The organism is Delftia sp. WSY_22 (genome assembly GCF_043104185.1).
In the GTDB taxonomy this organism is placed as follows: Bacteria; Pseudomonadota; Gammaproteobacteria; order Burkholderiales; family Burkholderiaceae_C; genus Comamonas; species Comamonas tsuruhatensis.
In genome coordinates, this window is the sequence record NZ_JBICKN010000032.1 from 140916 (window position 1) to 155800 (window position 14885).

Sequence of the window (14885 nt, forward strand, 5' to 3'; positions counted from 1 at the left end):
GGATCGGGAACGGCAGAGCCCGTCCGCTGGAGTCAATGCTGCGGATTCCCGTGCCAAACGCGAATGTTTTCTTGGTTGAAAAACTCAATTTTTAATTTTTTGTTTCTGTTGACAATGATTGACACTTTCAATCATTTCACTTGTGCGCACCTTGCGCTCAGGTGCAACGGAACTTGTCTGATGAAGTTTTCCCTTTGGCGATGTCTGGGTGGAGCAGGCTTGGCCCTCATGCTGTCCTCCAACGCAGCGGCCCAGTGGTCCTATCCACCGGGCAGCTCTCTGGTTGTCCCGCCGGGCGGGGCCGTGGACCTGTCCTGCTCTGCGCTGGACATGCAAGGAACCCTGGACCTGGGAGGCGCGCTGACCGTCGATTCTTCGGCTACGTTCGCAAGTACCGCCGCCATCACCAACAGTGGCGGAACGCTGTCGGTGGGTGGTGACCTGCAGATCAACGGATCACTGAATGCCGGCAACAACACGATCGAGCTGCGCGACGGCTGCGATCCGGGCAACACCAGCCAGCTCAGCGGCACCCTGGTCGTGCAGAACCTGACCATCAGGAGCAGCACGGGCCGCACCTTTGTGCTGCCTGTCGGGGCAAATATCACCGTGCTCGGGACGCTGACCGTCGAGGGAGTGCCTGGTCAGCCTGTGGTGCTGCAGGCTGCCAGCGGCACTGCGGTCATCAACCTGGGTCCCGGTGCGACGGTGGTACGCACCAATGCGACGGTTCCGCCCACTGTGCAGATCGGTGCAGGTCCCGGCCCATCGGCTGCGGCCATTCCCACACTGAGCGAGTATGGGTTGGTCCTTCTCTCTGTGCTCATGGGACTGGCGCTTTGGCGTCAGCGCCGCACTGCACAACGTTAGCCACTACACATTCAGACCATGAAAACCATGAAATTCACGCTGCGCTCTGTCTCTTTCGCCGCGGCCATCGTCTTGAGCGGCGCTGCAGTGGCGGCTCCTGGCGGCGCCGACATCACCATCACACCACCGGCCAATGGTGGATTCGTCATCAAGAACAATGCAGGCAATGCAGAGCGGCTCCGGGTGATGGAAACAGGCGATGTATATCTGCCCAACCTGTCTAATACAACGGAGGCTGGCAGCGTGGCCTGCTATGACGACGCGACGGGGCGGCTGGGCAAGTGCGCAGCAGGGGCGATTGTGGGGAACCCGGGTCCAACGGGAGCAACCGGAGCGACTGGTGCCACAGGACCGGCGGGCGCGACCGGAGCCACCGGCCAGGCAGGACCGGCGGGCCCCACAGGTCCGATTGGCATTCAAGGCCCAGCGGGCCAGACAGGCGCTCAAGGCCCCATTGGTGCCACGGGCCTTCAAGGTCCGACGGGGGCGCAGGGTGATATTGGCTTGCCTGGTCCCACAGGCCCCACTGGACCAGCAGGGGCTGGAGGAACTACCGCCACCTCGATGGCTGCTCACAACACTAGCGGTTCTGTAATAGCTGTGGTTCTCGGTGGGACCGATATTCCATTGCCTCAGTCGCAGAACATCTCAGGTTTCTTTGCTAATGGTGCAAACACATTATTCACCGTTCAATCGAGTGGCAGATATAGAATTAAGTATTCTATAAAACTCACCAACTCTTTACTTGTTTCAGTAAGAGTTTTGTTGAACGGAACAGGAGTTGTTCCGCTTACGGAGAATCCCTCGATTTCCGTTTCAAGATTTGATGGTGAAACAATTTTGGCGCTCGCTGCTGGAGATACACTGAATCTTCAGTTTTTTGGAATAGTTGCAGCAGTTACTTTGCAAGCGGGTAATGGCGCTACGCTTATTTTGGAAAAATTGAGCGATTAGACTGGTTTGTCTTCTGCATGCAGGCGAGCTTTCTTTGGAAATTATTGATAATTATTACTGAAGCATTGCTCGTCGCAGTTTTGCCTGTAGAACCCAGCGCGGCCATACTCGCCCTAAAAGTCCGCTCAGCTGCCAGGTGCAGCAAAGTTGCTACATGGTGACTGGAGGATGAAGGTAAGTTATTGTCAAATAAAAGATTTTTCTAAAAATGTATCCAGTCCATCATGGGTGAAACGGGCCACATGGCGGCGGGTGCTTGGGATTCGCGGTGTGTCATTGTTTCGATTGAAGTTTCTGCTGCGCCTGCGCTTTTGTGCTTTGCACCATCGCACGCCTGTCTTTGCTTGCAGGTGACAGGTGAAATGCAGCCATGCATCGCGCGGTTCCGATCCCTAAGAAGGCGGCCAATCCATCTGTCGCCAGCCTGGGCAGGATGGTCGCCGTGCGGCGGCAGCGGCGCTGTAGACGACGGTGGCCGCCGGTTCGGTCAAGGGGCAGGGCGCAGGCAACCCTAAATTATGTTAGGGAGGGTAAAGACGTGGCCTGTCCGGGGCTGGCTGGACTGGGTCATGGTGCAAAGCCGCTCAACAGAGGTGCGGCGCGGTTATCAGGTAAGCAAGGATGGCAGTGGACACACAAGCCAAGGCAACCATCAGTCCCAGCCACATGCCTTTGCGGGCGAGCATTGCCTCGTCCTTTGCACGGGCGGCCTCATTACGGTAGAAGGCGGCTTCTTTTTGCGCTTCCATCGCGCGATTTCGTTCTGCCCGCAGTGCAGCTTCCGAAGCTATCGCGCTGCGCCTGGCATACTCGGTTCTTTTGTCTTCGCGCTCTTCCTGTTCCCTTCGCCGCCCCTCCAGCATGTGGCTGAACGGCGTCGATCCTGTTATTTGTTGGTGGGGTGGGGTGTCTACCCCGCTGGGTCGTACTTTGAGCAGTATGGGTTGAATTGGTGTGCTTTTTTTGGTGGGGCTGTCTGGTGTTTTTTGAGTTTTTATCTCGTTATCTGGTGTATTTTTGGAGATGGGATTTTCTGAGACCTTGACATTGATCTTAGGGTTTGATGTGGTTGGTGTAGATTTTCTGATTTTTGCGTTGAACTCGATGAGGGGAATCCCTGGTGAAACATGGGTGTCCCGGGTCTTATTGTTTTCATGGCTGGCGGGCTTTGAGTTTTTTGATGAGATATAGGAATGGTTTGATATTTGGTCAGGAGTTTTTACTCCATGCGGGTAGGAATGGGGAAACGAAGCATATTCAAAACCACCTGAAGCCTGCTGCTGGAATAGATTGATATCTTTCGGCGGTGATGGTGATTGCGATGAGCCTTTTGAGCTTGATGTTGCCGATTGGAGGTCAGGTTCCGGAAGGCTCTGTGGCGATTGGGCAGTTTCATTCCCGAGAATTTCTTCAGGCGACAAGGCAGAGATGCTTGCATTCAAGGCCGCTCTCATCCTGTCCAGGGCTTTGTGATCACGTCCTGCGATGGATCCACTCGGGCCTGCGGCCTGTAAGCTGAGATCAGCAGGAGGAGTGGGGCTCTGCCCAAGATGATTTTTGGGCATGTTGCTTTCCGATTCTCTGTCTTCTTGCAACTTTTTCGGATCTGTCATTGCTCTCTCACGGTCTCAGATGTGATCAGGCTATTGTGTCATCCCGGCCGCTTGGGCCTATGCCTCTGCAAGGCAATGAAGCACTTGCCGGTCATCCTTGTCCTTGGCGCAGTCAACGGGCCTGCGGCGCCCTTGACGGCATCAATACTCGGCGTTTCTGAACCTGGCAGCCGACGCAATGACGATGTGCCAATAGCACCTCACTCGTCCGCGTTGTTTCTGCCCGGCCCCTTCACCGGCCCACGCCCTTGCCCAGCGACAGTATTTCGCTCGCATGGACGATGGCCTGGGCAATCTCCTCCACCGAGCTGCGCCGGCTCATGGCCTGGGCGCGGATCATGTCGTAGGCCTGGTCTTCGTTGATCTGGTGGGTTTGCATGAGGATGGCCTTGGCTTCGGCCACGCGGCGCTGGCCCAGCAGCTTGGCCTGGAGCTTGGCGATGCGCTGCTGCTGCTGGCGTGATTCCTTGTGGTTTCTGCGCGCCAGCACCAGGGTGGACAGCAGGCCGAAGGAGCGGATGGGCGAGGGCAGGATGGCTTGCACCTGCAGCTCCAGCACGGCGGAGACGATGGTGGGGTTCTCGTAGTTGACCACGGCGATGGCGGTGGGCGGGCTCTCTCCCTCGCCCTGGGTCCAGGCGTAGTTCAACTGCAGGTGATCGGGGCGCACGGCCAGGAAGACCACGTCCGTGCCCTCGGGCAGGCTGGGCTGGGGCGGCCAGATGGCCTGGACCTGGCAGCCTATGCGCTGCAGTTGCTGGGCCAGCAGTCGGCCGTCCGCGTCGTCGGGGTGGACGATGGCAATGCGCAGCTGGCGCAGTTCCTTGAGCTGGGGCGAGGTGGCGCGCAGCAGCGGCTTTCTTTCCAGCAGCGGCCGGCCTGTGGCAGCGCTGCCGGTGTCCTTGTTCGGTTCGGCATCCACGCTCAGTTCTCCAGGGCACCGAGGCTGGCGGTCCAGTCGCCCAGTGAATGGGTGACCAGATAGGGGTCGGGCGAGACGGCCCGGGTGGCCTGGCGCACGATGGTGAAGCCGCCTTGGGCATTGGCGCGGCCCACGCGCGGGTACAGCCAGGTGTGGTGGTTGCCGGGATCGAGCCGGATGCGGCCCTGGGGCGCGTCGAACTCGCTGCCCAGCAGATGGGGCAGCAGATCGCCGATGCGGTCGCTGCCGGCCTGGCGGAAGGCGTTGGCGAACAGGTGCATCTGAAAGTAGGCGGCTTCCCAGCACAGGTTGGGCCTGCAGTCGTCGCCCAGGCGCTGGCGCAGCCGGGCCAGGCAGCGCGCATTGGCCGGTGAATCGATGGACTGGAAGTAGGGCGCGGCCGTGAAGTGGCCGGCCGCCACGTCGGCACCCATCTGGGCGATCTCGGCCTCGGAGGTGGTGAGGCTGGCAATCGGCATGGTCTGCGGGTTGAAACCCGCATCGGCATAGGCGCGGTAGAGGCTGGCGGTGGAATCGCCGACCACGGTGGAGAAGATGAAGTCCGGCTGCCTTGCGCGGATGTCCTGCATGATGGCCGCGTAGTCGCGCTCGGTGGCGTCCAGCGGCAGGTAGTGTTCGCCCAGCTTGTCGCTGCCCGGGTGCTGCATGACCAGCTCGCCCATGATGCGGTTGGACTCGTAGGGATAGATGTAGTCCGAGCCGATGAGGTAGACCCGCGCGCCGAAGCTGCTGGTCATGTAGTCGGCCAGCTGCACGCTGTTCTGGTTGGGCGCGGCGCCGGTGTAGATGACATTGCCCGAGAACTCGAAGCCTTCGTAGAGCGTCGGATAGAACAGCAGCCGGTTCCACTTCTCGACGATGGGGATGACGGCCTTGCGGCTGCTGGACATGTAGCAGCCGAAGATGACGTTGATGCCGTCGCGCACGATGAGCTGCTCGGCCAGCGCCGCATAGCGGGCCGGCGTGGAGGCCGGGTCGTAGCGCACTGCCACCAGTTCACGCCCCAGCAGGCCGCCCGACTCGTTGATTTCGTCGATGGCCAGCTGCGCGCCCTGCAGCTGGGACTGGCCTATGGTCGATGTGGTGCCGGTGGCCGAGTAAAGAATGCCGACTCTGACGGGGTCGTTCATGGGTTCCTTGTATGCCAGGTGCTGGCGTGCGTTCTTTGCAGGCTTCAGGTTAATCGAGATTTCCGTGGCGCTTGCCGTGGTCAGCGGCCGGCTGCGAGCCTTGCGCCCATCTGGGACAGCCGCCTTGGCAGATGCCGCGCGTCGTCGGCAATGCCGTAGTTGCGCCCGCCAAAGATGTGGCGCACATAGCCGTCGGCCTGGCTGTCCACGGCCAGGCAACTGATGCGTATGCCTGCGGCGCGGGCCTGCTGCACGGCGTGGCGCGCGTCTTCGATCAGGTAGCGGTCGTCATGCACGTCGATGTCGGCGGGTGCTCCATCGGTGATCACCAGCAGATGGCGCTGGCCGGCAGGCTCGGCCGCCAGCAGGCTGCTGGCGTGGCGCAGGGCGGCGCCCAGGCGTGTGGAATGGCGCCCCTGCAGTGCCTGCAACCGGGTGGCCGCTGCTGCGGCAAAGGGTTGGCCGAAGTCCAGCAGGCGCAGGTAGCGGACCTCGGCGCGCGTGTTGGACGAGAAGGCGTGGATGGCCAGGCGGTCCACGCCGGTCCTGCGGCCTGCACGCGATTCGGCCAGCATGAGGGCCGCCTGTTTCTCCAGCTCCAGCAGGCTGGCGCCGTGGGGGCCGGGCGTGTTGACCGATTCGGAAGCGTCCATCAGCACGAGCACGCTGGTGGGGCGCGGGCCTTTGCCGGCCCGCATGAAAAGGCGAGGTTCCGGTCGCAGGTTCAGGCGGCGGTCCACCTGGACCTCGATGGCGGCATTGAAGTCCAGGTCGTCGCCTTCCCACTGGCGGCGCAGGCGCTGGCGCCGGTCCAGCTGGCGTGCGGGCGGCAGCGGCAGGGGCGGCATTGTCTGCAGTCGGGAGGTGGCGCCATTGCCCGGCCTTGCTTCGGACTGCCAGGCCGGTAGGGTGTCGATGACGGTGCACCAGTCCGTCTTCAGGCGCTCCAGCCTGCGATCCCATTCGGGGTAGCTGTTGCGGGACAGTTCCAGGTCAGGCGACGGACCTTCTGGCCCTCCGGGCTGTGGTCCGGCGGAGGGGGATGGGGGTTGTTGGGCCGCGCGTGCTGCGGTCTGCTGCAGCGCCAGGCTGTCGTTCGGGTCCTGGGGTGACTCCGAGTGCTGCCAAAGGTAGCTGTTGTCATCACGGTAGATGCTGGGCACGGCATGGTGCTGCGGGTCCATGCGCACGCGCATCTGGCCCAGGTCGTTGGCCAGGATGGAGGCAATGGCCCGGAATGCGGCGTAGTCCTCCAGGCCATGGCGCGTGGCGGTGTCCTCGAACAGGTCACGGGCCTTGTGGATCCAGTGGTTGCCGTCCATGCGGCCTGGCCACAGCAGCATGCGGTCCAGCCGGGCCATGAAGGCGGCAAAGCCCAGGTCGGATGGGTCGGGCTCGGGCGCGATCCAGGCCTCGAACCAGCGGCGCACGCCAGGGTGCTGCAGGCACAGCAGCCGTTCCACGCGCGCATCTTCCAGTGCGCCCACCACGGCCTGGCCCATGGGCTTGAGGGCGATGCTGTCTTGGCGGGCGGGTGAAAAGCGCAGATGGGCTGCGGCATGGGCCATCGTTGCTGCGTGCAGGTTTGCCTGAATGGGCAAGTTGGCGGGAATCAGCAGCCGGGCAGGCTGGCTGATCAGCACGGCGCGCGGCGGCAGGGCGTGGGCCTGGCCCGGCGCCGGGGCACTGGCCGGCGCCCTGGCCAGCGCCTGCACGGCGACAGGCTGGCGCGCGAGGCCGCTGGCCAGCAGGCCCAGCGTGTGCAGCAGACGGGACTCTTCGGGCAAGGCAGCGGAGACGATGGCCATGGCGCGCGGCCCTCAGGCGCCGAACTCGGCTTCGACCAGCTGGCGCAGCGCGGCGGCGGTGTCGGGGTCGTCGGTCAGGGCGCTGGTGATGGTCATGTCGCAGCTGTCGTGCACCGAGACGCCGTCGCGCATCAGCAGGCCTGCGTAGATCAGCATGCGGGTGGAGGCGCCTTCGTCCAGGCCCCGGTGGCGCAGTTCGCGCGTGCTGCGCGCCAGGCTGACCAGGCTGCGAGCGGTGGCCGGGGCAATGCCGGTCTCGTGGGCCACGATGTCCGCCTCGATCTCGGGCGCCGGGTAGTCGAAGTCCAGGGCCGCGAAGCGCTGGCGGGTCGATGGCTTCATGTCCTTGGCGCTGCTCTGGTAGCCGGGGTTGTAGGAGACCACCAGCTGGAAGTCGGGATGGGCATGCACCACCTCGCCCTTCTTGTCCAGCGGCAGGGCACGGCGCGCATCGGTCAGCGGGTGAATGACGACCGTGGTGTCCTGGCGGGCCTCCACCACCTCGTCCAGATAGCAGATGCCGCCGTGGCGCACGGCAAGGGTCAGCGGGCCGTCGTGCCAGGCCGTGCCGTCGGCATCCAGCAGGTATCGGCCCACCAGGTCGGAGGCTGTCATGTCCTCGTTGCAGGCCAGCGTGACCAGGGGGCGCTTGAGTGCCCAGGCCATGTACTCCACAAAGCGCGTCTTGCCGCAGCCCGTGGGGCCCTTGAGGATGAGCGGCATGCGGTGCTGGTAGGCCTGCCGGTACAGCTGCACTTCGCGGCCCGAAGGGCGGTAGAAGGGCTCTTCCTCGATGCGGTAGGCCGCCAGCGGGTCGGCGGCCTGGCTGGCAGGAGCGTGCAGCGGGCCTGTGGTTGTTGTCGTGCTCATCTTCACTCTTCACCTTTCCGTGTTCATGGGCGGGCCTGCCCCCGGGCCTGCAGGCTGCGGAGGCAGGACGCTGTCAGCGGTGTTTGGGCGCCTCGTGCGGAATGCCTTCGATGGGGCATTCGGGCGTGCCTACGGTGGTGCGTGTGAAGGACTCCACCATCTCGCGTGTGCCCTCGGGATCGTTGACCCACTGGCTGTAGAAGTTGTAGGGGCAGGCGGCCACGCCCTTGTCCCCGTCGCCGGAGTTGATGGTGCCGGTGTAGCCCCGGTGCACCAGCTTGAACAGATGGTTCTGCGACTGGCCGTTTTTGCGCGCATCGCGGATCAGGTGCTTGGACAGTTCGGCGTACTGGATGCCCATTTCCTCCTCGCCGGTCTCGCCCAGGGTGCGGCCGTCGAAGCCGATGATGGCCGAGTGCCCGAAGTACGAGTACACGCCGTCGAAGCCCGCCGCATTGGCCACGGCCACGTAGCAGTTGTTCATGAAGGCCATGGCCTTGGAGACCATGATCTGCTGCTCCTTGGCCGGGTACATGTAGCCCTGGCAGCGCACGACGAGCTCGGCGCCGCGCATGGCGCAGTCGCGCCAGATCTCGGGGTAGTTGCCGTCGTCGCAGATGATGAGGCTGATCTTCAGGCCCTTGGGGCCTTCGCTCACATAGGTGCAGTCGCCCGGGTACCAGCCCTCGATGGGCACCCAGGGCATGATCTTGCGGTACTTCTGCACGATCTCGCCCTGGTTGTTCATGAGGATCAGGGTGTTGTACGGCGCCTTGTTGGGGTGCTCCTCATGGCGCTCGCCGGTCAGCGAGAACACGCCCCAGACATTGGCCCTGCGGCAGGCGTCGGCGAAGATTTCGGTCTCTTCGCCCGGGATGGCGCTGGCCGTGTCGTACATCTCCTTGGCGTCGTACATGATGCCGTGCGTGGAGTACTCGGGAAAGATCACCAGGTCCATGCCCGGCAGGCCGCGCTTCATGCCCACCAGCATGTCCGCGATCTTGCGGCAGTTGTCCAGCACCTCGGCCTTGGTGTGCAGGCGCGGCATCTTGTAGTTGACCACCGCCACGCCGACGCAATCGTTGCTGCTGGAAATATCTCCGTGTCTCATGCTGCTGCTCCTGAAGGGGTTGAGGGGGCGGCGTGCGGCATCGCTGCCCCCTCGATTCCCGGCCAACAAAAAAAGGCCCGAACCGCTCCAGGTCAGGGAGCGGTTCGGGCCTTGTTGCCCGACATCGGCGCTGGCAGCTTTGGCAGCGGATGTCGTCTTGTCGGTGATGCGGGAATGAACCGGGGCGATGCCTTATCGCCGTGCATGCATTGTTGCCATGCACCCGCCCCGCGCATATACGTCATATGCCGGTTGTGGCGGGCGCGATGCCGTGGTATTTCCCGCGCGCGCTCTGCGCCCTGGTCACTCAGAAGGACCCGAACATGGTGCCGAGCGTGATCACCAGCACCAGGGCCAGCAGGGGCGCGCCAATGGTCATGATGGCGATGTTGCCGTACGACTGGCGGTGCGTGAGGCCGCAGATGGACAGCAGCGTGATGATGGCGCCGCTGTGCGGCAGGGTGTCGAAGCAGCCGGCCGCCATCACGGCCACGCGGTGCAGCAGCTCGGGGCTGATGCCCAGCTGGGCGGCCATGGCCAGGTAGTCCTTGCCCAGCGTGGACAGTGCAATCGACAGGCCGCCGGACGACGACCCCGTGATGCCTGCCAGCACGTTCATGGCCACGGCCTCGGAGATCAGCGGGTTGTGGGGCGCCACGTTGAGCACGGCCTCGCGGATGATGGCAAAGCCGGCCAGGCTCGCGATGACGGCGCCGTAGCCCACTTCCGAGGCGGTGTTGAAGATGGGCAGCATGGAGCCCAGCACGCCCTTGTTCACCGACTCCTTGAGATTGCGCCAGCGGCCCAGGCCCAGCAGCACCAGTGCGGCGCAGGCCACGGCCAGGGACAGGATCAGCGCCCACAGGCCCGTCTGCTTGGCCGGGTTCACGGCAGGAAAACGGTCCTTGAGGAAGCCGAAATCCATTTGCGGGAACACGCCGTAGGTCAGCAGCGCGTTGACCGCGATCACCAGCACCAGCGGCAGCAGGGCCAGCAGCAGCGGCAGGTCCCGGCGGCTGTGCAGGGCGGGGTCGCTTTCGTCATGCAGGCCCTGCTCGACGGCATCGTCATGGTCGCCGTAGCCTTCGCCGGCCACGCGCGCCTTGGCCGCGCGCGACTGCAGCCACCACAGGCCCAGGGCCAGCATGGTCATGCCGCCGATGATGCCCAGGCCCGGCGCCGCGAACACGTTCGTGCCGTAGTAGGGAATGGGAATGGCGTTCTGGATGGACGGCGTGCCCGGCAGCGCCGTCATGGTGAAGGTGAACGAGCCCAGCGCGATGGTGGGCGGTATCAGCCGCTTGGGCACATGGGCCGCGCGGAACAGCGACTTGGCAATCGGATAGATGGCAAAGGCCACCACGAACAGCGACACGCCGCCATAGGTGAGCACGGCGCAGGCCAGCACCACGGTGAGGATGGCGTGCTTCTCGCCCAGCACGCGCATGATCCAGTGCGATATCGCGGTGGCCGCGCCCGAGTCCGCCATCAACTGGCCGAACAGCGCGCCCAGCAGGAACACGGGGAAGAACTGCAGCATGTAGTTGCCCAGGGCGCCCATGAAGGTGCTGGTGTACAGCGGCAGCATGTGGCCCAGGTCGCCGGACAGCAGCACGGCCACGGCAGCCATCAGGGGTGCCAGCAGCAGCACGGAGATGCCTCGGTAGGCCAGGAACATCAGTCCCGCCAGTGAAATCACGATTGCCAGGGTACTCAAATCGTCTCCAGTCCAGTAGTTCTAGTCAAAAAGACAGAATAAAGGTGGATGGATGACAATTTGGCGTAATTGGCGTGCTTTGTAGATGACTTGGCGCAATATGTCGCCACGTTTACCCGTGTTCCCGGGCATTGGCGTGCGATTGCTGCCCCAGACGCCAGTGCTGGCCGGGGGCGTTTCCGACCCGGCCTGTGTGTGCCGTGAACAGCGCTTGATCAGCGCCTGATCACGGGGTTTTCGCCGGGGGAGTTTGCCCGCTGCTTCGCGCACGATGAATCGTTGTGGATGTATCGGCTCTGGGTGTGGCGCGGTGCTCTGCCATGCTTGCGTGTCCGTCACGCCACAGCATTTTTTGCATGGCAGAAAACGCAGGGGCTCCAAGCCGTTTCCCTGTGAAAACAGGGCCTGAATGCCGCTGTAAAACCCTAAGTCTTCTACAAGACTTAAAAAATCCGGCAGGTTCCGCTTAGAATTTTGTATTGTGGGATCGCATTGCAGAAAACGCCGGGGCAGCATGCTGGCGCGACGGGGCATTGCGTGACGGTCCTACAGCGTCAGGCTGCACCGGCCCGTTTCCCCTAGCGGATGTCCGGTTCGACGGCCTGCGGCGCGACCCCTACCTTTTTCACTACCTGAGACAAGAGATGAGCACGCAGCAACCCACCATCATCTACACCCTGACCGATGAGGCCCCGCGCCTGGCCACCAGTGCCTTCCTGCCTGTGGTGCGCGCCTTTGCAGCACCCGCCGGCGTGAATGTCGAGACCGCCGACATCTCCGTGGCCCACCGCATCCTGGGTGAGTTCTCCGAATTCCTGGCCGAAGACCAGCGCGTGGCCCACACCCTGTCCGAGCTCGGCAAGAAGACGCTGGAGCCCGATGTCAACATCATCAAGCTGCCCAACATCAGCGCCTCCGTGGCCCAGCTGACGGCTGCCATCAAGGAGCTGCAGGGCAAGGGCTACGCACTGCCCGACTACCCCGAGAACCCGTCCAACGACCAGGAAAAGGACATCAAGGCGCGCTACGGCAAGTGCCTGGGCTCGGCCGTGAACCCCGTGCTGCGTGAAGGCAACTCCGACCGCCGCGCTCCCGCCGCCGTCAAGAACTACGCCAAGAAGCACCCGCACTCCATGGGCGAGTGGAAGCAGTGGTCGCAAACCCATGTCTCGCACATGGAGCACGGCGACTTCTACCACGGCGAAAAGTCCATGACCCTGGACAAGGCCCGCGACGTCAAGATGGAGCTGACCACCAAGAGCGGCAAGACCGTGGTGCTCAAGCCCAAGGTCGCGCTGCAGGCCGGCGAGATCATCGACTCCATGTTCATGAGCAAGAAGGCGCTGTGCGACTTCTACGAAAAGGAACTGGACGACTGCCGCGACGCCGGCATCCTGTTCTCGCTGCACGTCAAGGCCACGATGATGAAGGTCTCGCACCCCATCGTGTTCGGCCACTGCGTGAAGATCTACTACAAGGAAGCCTTCGAGAAGCACGGCAAGCTGTTCGACGAGCTGGGCGTCAACGTCAACAACGGCATGTCCACGCTGTACGAGAAGATCGAGACGCTGCCCGCCTCGCTGCGCGAAGAGATCATCCGTGACCTGCACGCCTGCCAGGAACACCGTCCCGCGCTGGCCATGGTGGACTCCGCCAAGGGCATCACCAACTTCCACTCGCCCAACGACGTGATCGTCGATGCGTCCATGCCCGCCATGATCCGCCAGGGCGGCAAGATGTGGGGCGCCGACGGCAAGCCCTACGACTGCAAGGCCGTGATGCCCGAGTCCACCTTTGCCCGCATCTACCAGGAGATGATCAACTTCTGCAAGTGGCACGGCAACTTCGACCCCAAGACCATGGGCACCGTGCCCAACGTGGGCCTGATGGCGCAAAAGGCCGAAGAGTACGGCTCGCACGACAAGACCTTCGAGATCGAGGAAGACGGCGTTGCCAACATCGTCGACCTGGCCACCGGTGAAGTGCTGATGAGCCAGAACGTGGAGCAGGGCGACATCTGGCGCATGTGCCAGGTCAAGGATGCGCCCATCCGCGACTGGGTCAAGCTGGCCGTCACGCGTGCACGCAACTCCGGCATGCCTGCCGTGTTCTGGCTGGACCCCTACCGTCCGCACGAGGCCGAGCTGATCAAGAAGGTCAACACCTACCTCAAGGACTACGACACCACGGGCCTGGAAATCCACATCCTGTCGCAGGTCCGCGCCATGCGCTACACGTTGGAGCGCGTGGCCCGTGGCCTGGACACCATCTCGGTGACCGGCAACATCCTGCGCGACTACCTGACCGACCTGTTCCCCATCATGGAACTGGGCACCTCCGCCAAGATGCTGTCCATCGTGCCGCTGATGGCCGGTGGCGGCATGTACGAAACCGGTGCCGGCGGCTCCGCTCCCAAGCACGTGCAGCAGTTGGTGGAAGAAAACCACCTGCGCTGGGATTCGCTGGGCGAGTTCCTGGCACTGGCCGTGTCGCTGGAAGACCTGGGCATCAAGAACGGCAACGACAGCGCAAAGCTGCTGGCCAAGACCCTGGACGAAGCCACCGGCAGGCTGCTGGACGAGGACAAGTCGCCTTCGCGCCGCACCGGCGAGCTGGACAACCGCGGCAGCCAGTTCTACATCGCCCTGTACTGGGCACAGGCCCTGGCTGCCCAGACCGAGAACGCCGAGCTGGCCGCCAAGTTCGCTCCCCTGGCCAAGCAGCTGGCGGACAACGAGTCCAAGATCATCGAAGAGCTGCGCGCCGTGCAGGGCAAGGCCGTGGACATTGGCGGCTACTACCAGCCCGACGTGGCCAAGATGGACGCCGTGATGCGCCCCAGCGCCACCTTCAACGCCGCCATCGACGCGCTGCGGTAAGCCACTTCGCCTTTGCCGGGGCCAGACCCCGGCAGGCTTGAAGCATGACCGGCCGGCCCGCAAGGGCGGCCGGTTTTTTCATGCCGACATCGGCAGAAAACCGCAGGCGAAAAAAAACCGGCCCAAAGAGCCGGTTTTCTTGGAATTGGACGCTATCAGTAGCGACCGCCGCCGTGGCCGCCATTGCCATAGCCGACGTCGGCACGCTTGCCTGCATAGCCTTGCGGGCTGTAGCCACCCGAGCTGCGGCCTTCTTCGCGAGGACGCGCCAGGTTCACGACAATCGAGCGTCCGTCCACGGACATGCCGTGCAGGCCGGTGATGGCGGCCTGGGCGACTTCGGCAGAAGCCATCTCCACAAAACCGAAGCCCTTGGAGCGGCCGGTTTCGCGGTCCATCATGACCTTGGCGGAAGCCACGCTGCCGAATTCGGCGAAGTTGCTTTCCAGGCTGGAGTCGGTCACGGAGTAGGGCAGATTGCCCACGTAGATTTTGGTGGTCATAGGAAAACCTCTTTGCTTAGATGTGCGCAAACGGGCGCACCGTTGGAATGCAGGCGGAGGACTGTGCAATCCGCCGCAGGAAATGGATAGGGGTTCGCAGCAAGCGGGCCATCAGCACGCAGGCGGGTGCTGCATGCAGGTCTGAAGCCAGCCTTGGGTGACGGCAAACAGCCGTGCCGCTTCGCTGGAGGCGAATGCCTTGTCGAAACGGAATACGCGGCAGTAGCTGCCGTTGCCCTGGGAGCGATGGACCGAGAAGGAGGCACGGAAGCGGCCGCAGTCGGTCGGGTGTGTCGAGGGCGAGACGACGTACTTGCCCATGGGAATGCCGGTGTTTGAAATGTGGTTCAGTCAGGTTCGCAGCCTTGAAAAGGTCTGCGTGAGCATCTAGGAACTCGGTTGGCTGCAGCTCTACAGACCAACTGGGCGACAAAGGTCGCGAAACACATCCTGCAGGAAGCGGCTGGCAAGCCGTTGCGCGGGAGAT

At 63.2% G+C, this 14885-nt stretch carries 13 protein-coding genes; 3 read left to right on the top strand and 10 right to left on the bottom strand.

All coding sequences use genetic code 11. The features are described from left to right. The first annotated feature begins 228 nt into the window (after positions 1-228). Positions 229-870: an IPTL-CTERM sorting domain-containing protein gene (locus ACF8NF_RS17660; protein ID WP_227740751.1), complete on the top strand. Its 642-nt coding sequence runs from the start codon at positions 229-231 to the stop codon at positions 868-870. Positions 871-897: 27 nt separating this feature from the next. Beyond that, on the top strand, positions 898-1824 hold the full coding sequence (locus ACF8NF_RS17665; protein ID WP_374005233.1) for a hypothetical protein: 927 nt from the start codon (positions 898-900) through the stop codon (positions 1822-1824). Positions 1825-2408: 584 nt separating this feature from the next. Here ACF8NF_RS17665 and ACF8NF_RS17670 read toward each other — a convergent pair. The 8 genes from ACF8NF_RS17670 to ACF8NF_RS17705 all read right to left on the bottom strand — a co-directional run bounded on the left by ACF8NF_RS17670 (position 2409) and on the right by ACF8NF_RS17705 (position 11550). After that, the gene (locus ACF8NF_RS17670) at positions 2409-3437 is read right to left on the bottom strand and encodes a hypothetical protein (RefSeq protein ID WP_392450983.1); all 1029 of its coding nucleotides are present in this window, start codon (positions 3435-3437) and stop codon (positions 2409-2411) included. Between the two features lie 232 nt (positions 3438-3669). Then, positions 3670-4359, bottom strand: a complete 690-nt coding sequence (locus ACF8NF_RS17675) for an ANTAR domain-containing response regulator (RefSeq protein ID WP_392450984.1) — start codon at positions 4357-4359, stop codon at positions 3670-3672. A 2-nt stretch (positions 4360-4361) separates the two neighbouring features. Next, positions 4362-5510: a transporter substrate-binding domain-containing protein gene (locus ACF8NF_RS17680; RefSeq protein ID WP_016445955.1), complete on the bottom strand. Its 1149-nt coding sequence runs from the start codon at positions 5508-5510 to the stop codon at positions 4362-4364. 80 nt (positions 5511-5590) lie between these two features. After that, positions 5591-7318 carry a nitric oxide reductase activation protein NorD gene (locus ACF8NF_RS17685; protein ID WP_392450985.1) on the bottom strand — a complete coding sequence of 576 codons (1728 nt, stop codon included), beginning with the start codon at positions 7316-7318 and terminating at the stop codon, positions 5591-5593. Positions 7319-7330: 12 nt separating this feature from the next. After that, a complete protein-coding gene (locus ACF8NF_RS17690; RefSeq protein ID WP_133073739.1) occupies positions 7331-8188 on the bottom strand; it encodes a CbbQ/NirQ/NorQ/GpvN family protein in 858 nt (285 codons plus the stop codon). 73 nt (positions 8189-8261) lie between these two features. Next, positions 8262-9299, bottom strand: coding sequence for an aliphatic amidase (locus ACF8NF_RS17695; RefSeq protein ID WP_012205469.1), 1038 nt, complete (start codon positions 9297-9299; stop codon positions 8262-8264). A 307-nt stretch (positions 9300-9606) separates the two neighbouring features. After that, positions 9607-11016 (bottom strand): GntP family permease, encoded by a 1410-nt coding sequence (locus tag ACF8NF_RS17700; protein ID WP_016454628.1) that lies wholly within the window; start codon positions 11014-11016, stop codon positions 9607-9609. A gap of 21 nt (positions 11017-11037) precedes the next feature. Next, positions 11038-11550, bottom strand: coding sequence for a hypothetical protein (locus tag ACF8NF_RS17705; protein ID WP_288899209.1), 513 nt, complete (start codon positions 11548-11550; stop codon positions 11038-11040). Positions 11551-11660: 110 nt separating this feature from the next. Between ACF8NF_RS17705 and ACF8NF_RS17710 the strand changes: the two genes are divergently transcribed. Then, positions 11661-13895, top strand: coding sequence for an NADP-dependent isocitrate dehydrogenase (locus tag ACF8NF_RS17710; RefSeq protein WP_016454629.1), 2235 nt, complete (start codon positions 11661-11663; stop codon positions 13893-13895). Positions 13896-14050: 155 nt separating this feature from the next. Here ACF8NF_RS17710 and ACF8NF_RS17715 read toward each other — a convergent pair whose 3' ends face one another. Both ACF8NF_RS17715 and ACF8NF_RS17720 read right to left on the bottom strand, forming a co-directional pair. Beyond that, complete coding sequence (locus tag ACF8NF_RS17715) at positions 14051-14398, bottom strand: RNA-binding protein (protein ID WP_016445960.1); 348 nt, start codon at positions 14396-14398, stop codon at positions 14051-14053. 111 nt (positions 14399-14509) lie between these two features. Next, positions 14510-14719: a hypothetical protein gene (locus ACF8NF_RS17720; protein ID WP_016445961.1), complete on the bottom strand. Its 210-nt coding sequence runs from the start codon at positions 14717-14719 to the stop codon at positions 14510-14512. Between the last annotated feature and the right edge of the window lie 166 nt (positions 14720-14885).

Excerpts from the sequence above, each read along its gene's own strand:
- ACF8NF_RS17660 (WP_227740751.1), top strand. The coding sequence starts at position 229 with ATGCTGTCCTCCAACGCAGCGGCCCAGTGGTCCTATCCACCGGGCAGC.
- ACF8NF_RS17665 (WP_374005233.1), top strand. The coding sequence starts at position 898 with ATGAAATTCACGCTGCGCTCTGTCTCTTTCGCCGCGGCCATCGTCTTG.
- ACF8NF_RS17670 (WP_392450983.1), bottom strand. The coding sequence starts at position 3,437 with ATGACAGATCCGAAAAAGTTGCAAGAAGACAGAGAATCGGAAAGCAAC.
- ACF8NF_RS17680 (WP_016445955.1), bottom strand. The coding sequence starts at position 5,510 with ATGAACGACCCCGTCAGAGTCGGCATTCTTTACTCGGCCACCGGCACC.
- ACF8NF_RS17685 (WP_392450985.1), bottom strand. The coding sequence starts at position 7,318 with ATGGCCATCGTCTCCGCTGCCTTGCCCGAAGAGTCCCGTCTGCTGCAC.
- ACF8NF_RS17690 (WP_133073739.1), bottom strand. The coding sequence starts at position 8,188 with ATGAGCACGACAACAACCACAGGCCCGCTGCACGCTCCTGCCAGCCAG.
- ACF8NF_RS17695 (WP_012205469.1), bottom strand. The coding sequence starts at position 9,299 with ATGAGACACGGAGATATTTCCAGCAGCAACGATTGCGTCGGCGTGGCG.
- ACF8NF_RS17705 (WP_288899209.1), bottom strand. The coding sequence starts at position 11,550 with ATGCCCCGTCGCGCCAGCATGCTGCCCCGGCGTTTTCTGCAATGCGAT.
- ACF8NF_RS17710 (WP_016454629.1), top strand. The coding sequence starts at position 11,661 with ATGAGCACGCAGCAACCCACCATCATCTACACCCTGACCGATGAGGCC.
- ACF8NF_RS17715 (WP_016445960.1), bottom strand. The coding sequence starts at position 14,398 with ATGACCACCAAAATCTACGTGGGCAATCTGCCCTACTCCGTGACCGAC.
- ACF8NF_RS17720 (WP_016445961.1), bottom strand. The coding sequence starts at position 14,719 with ATGGGCAAGTACGTCGTCTCGCCCTCGACACACCCGACCGACTGCGGC.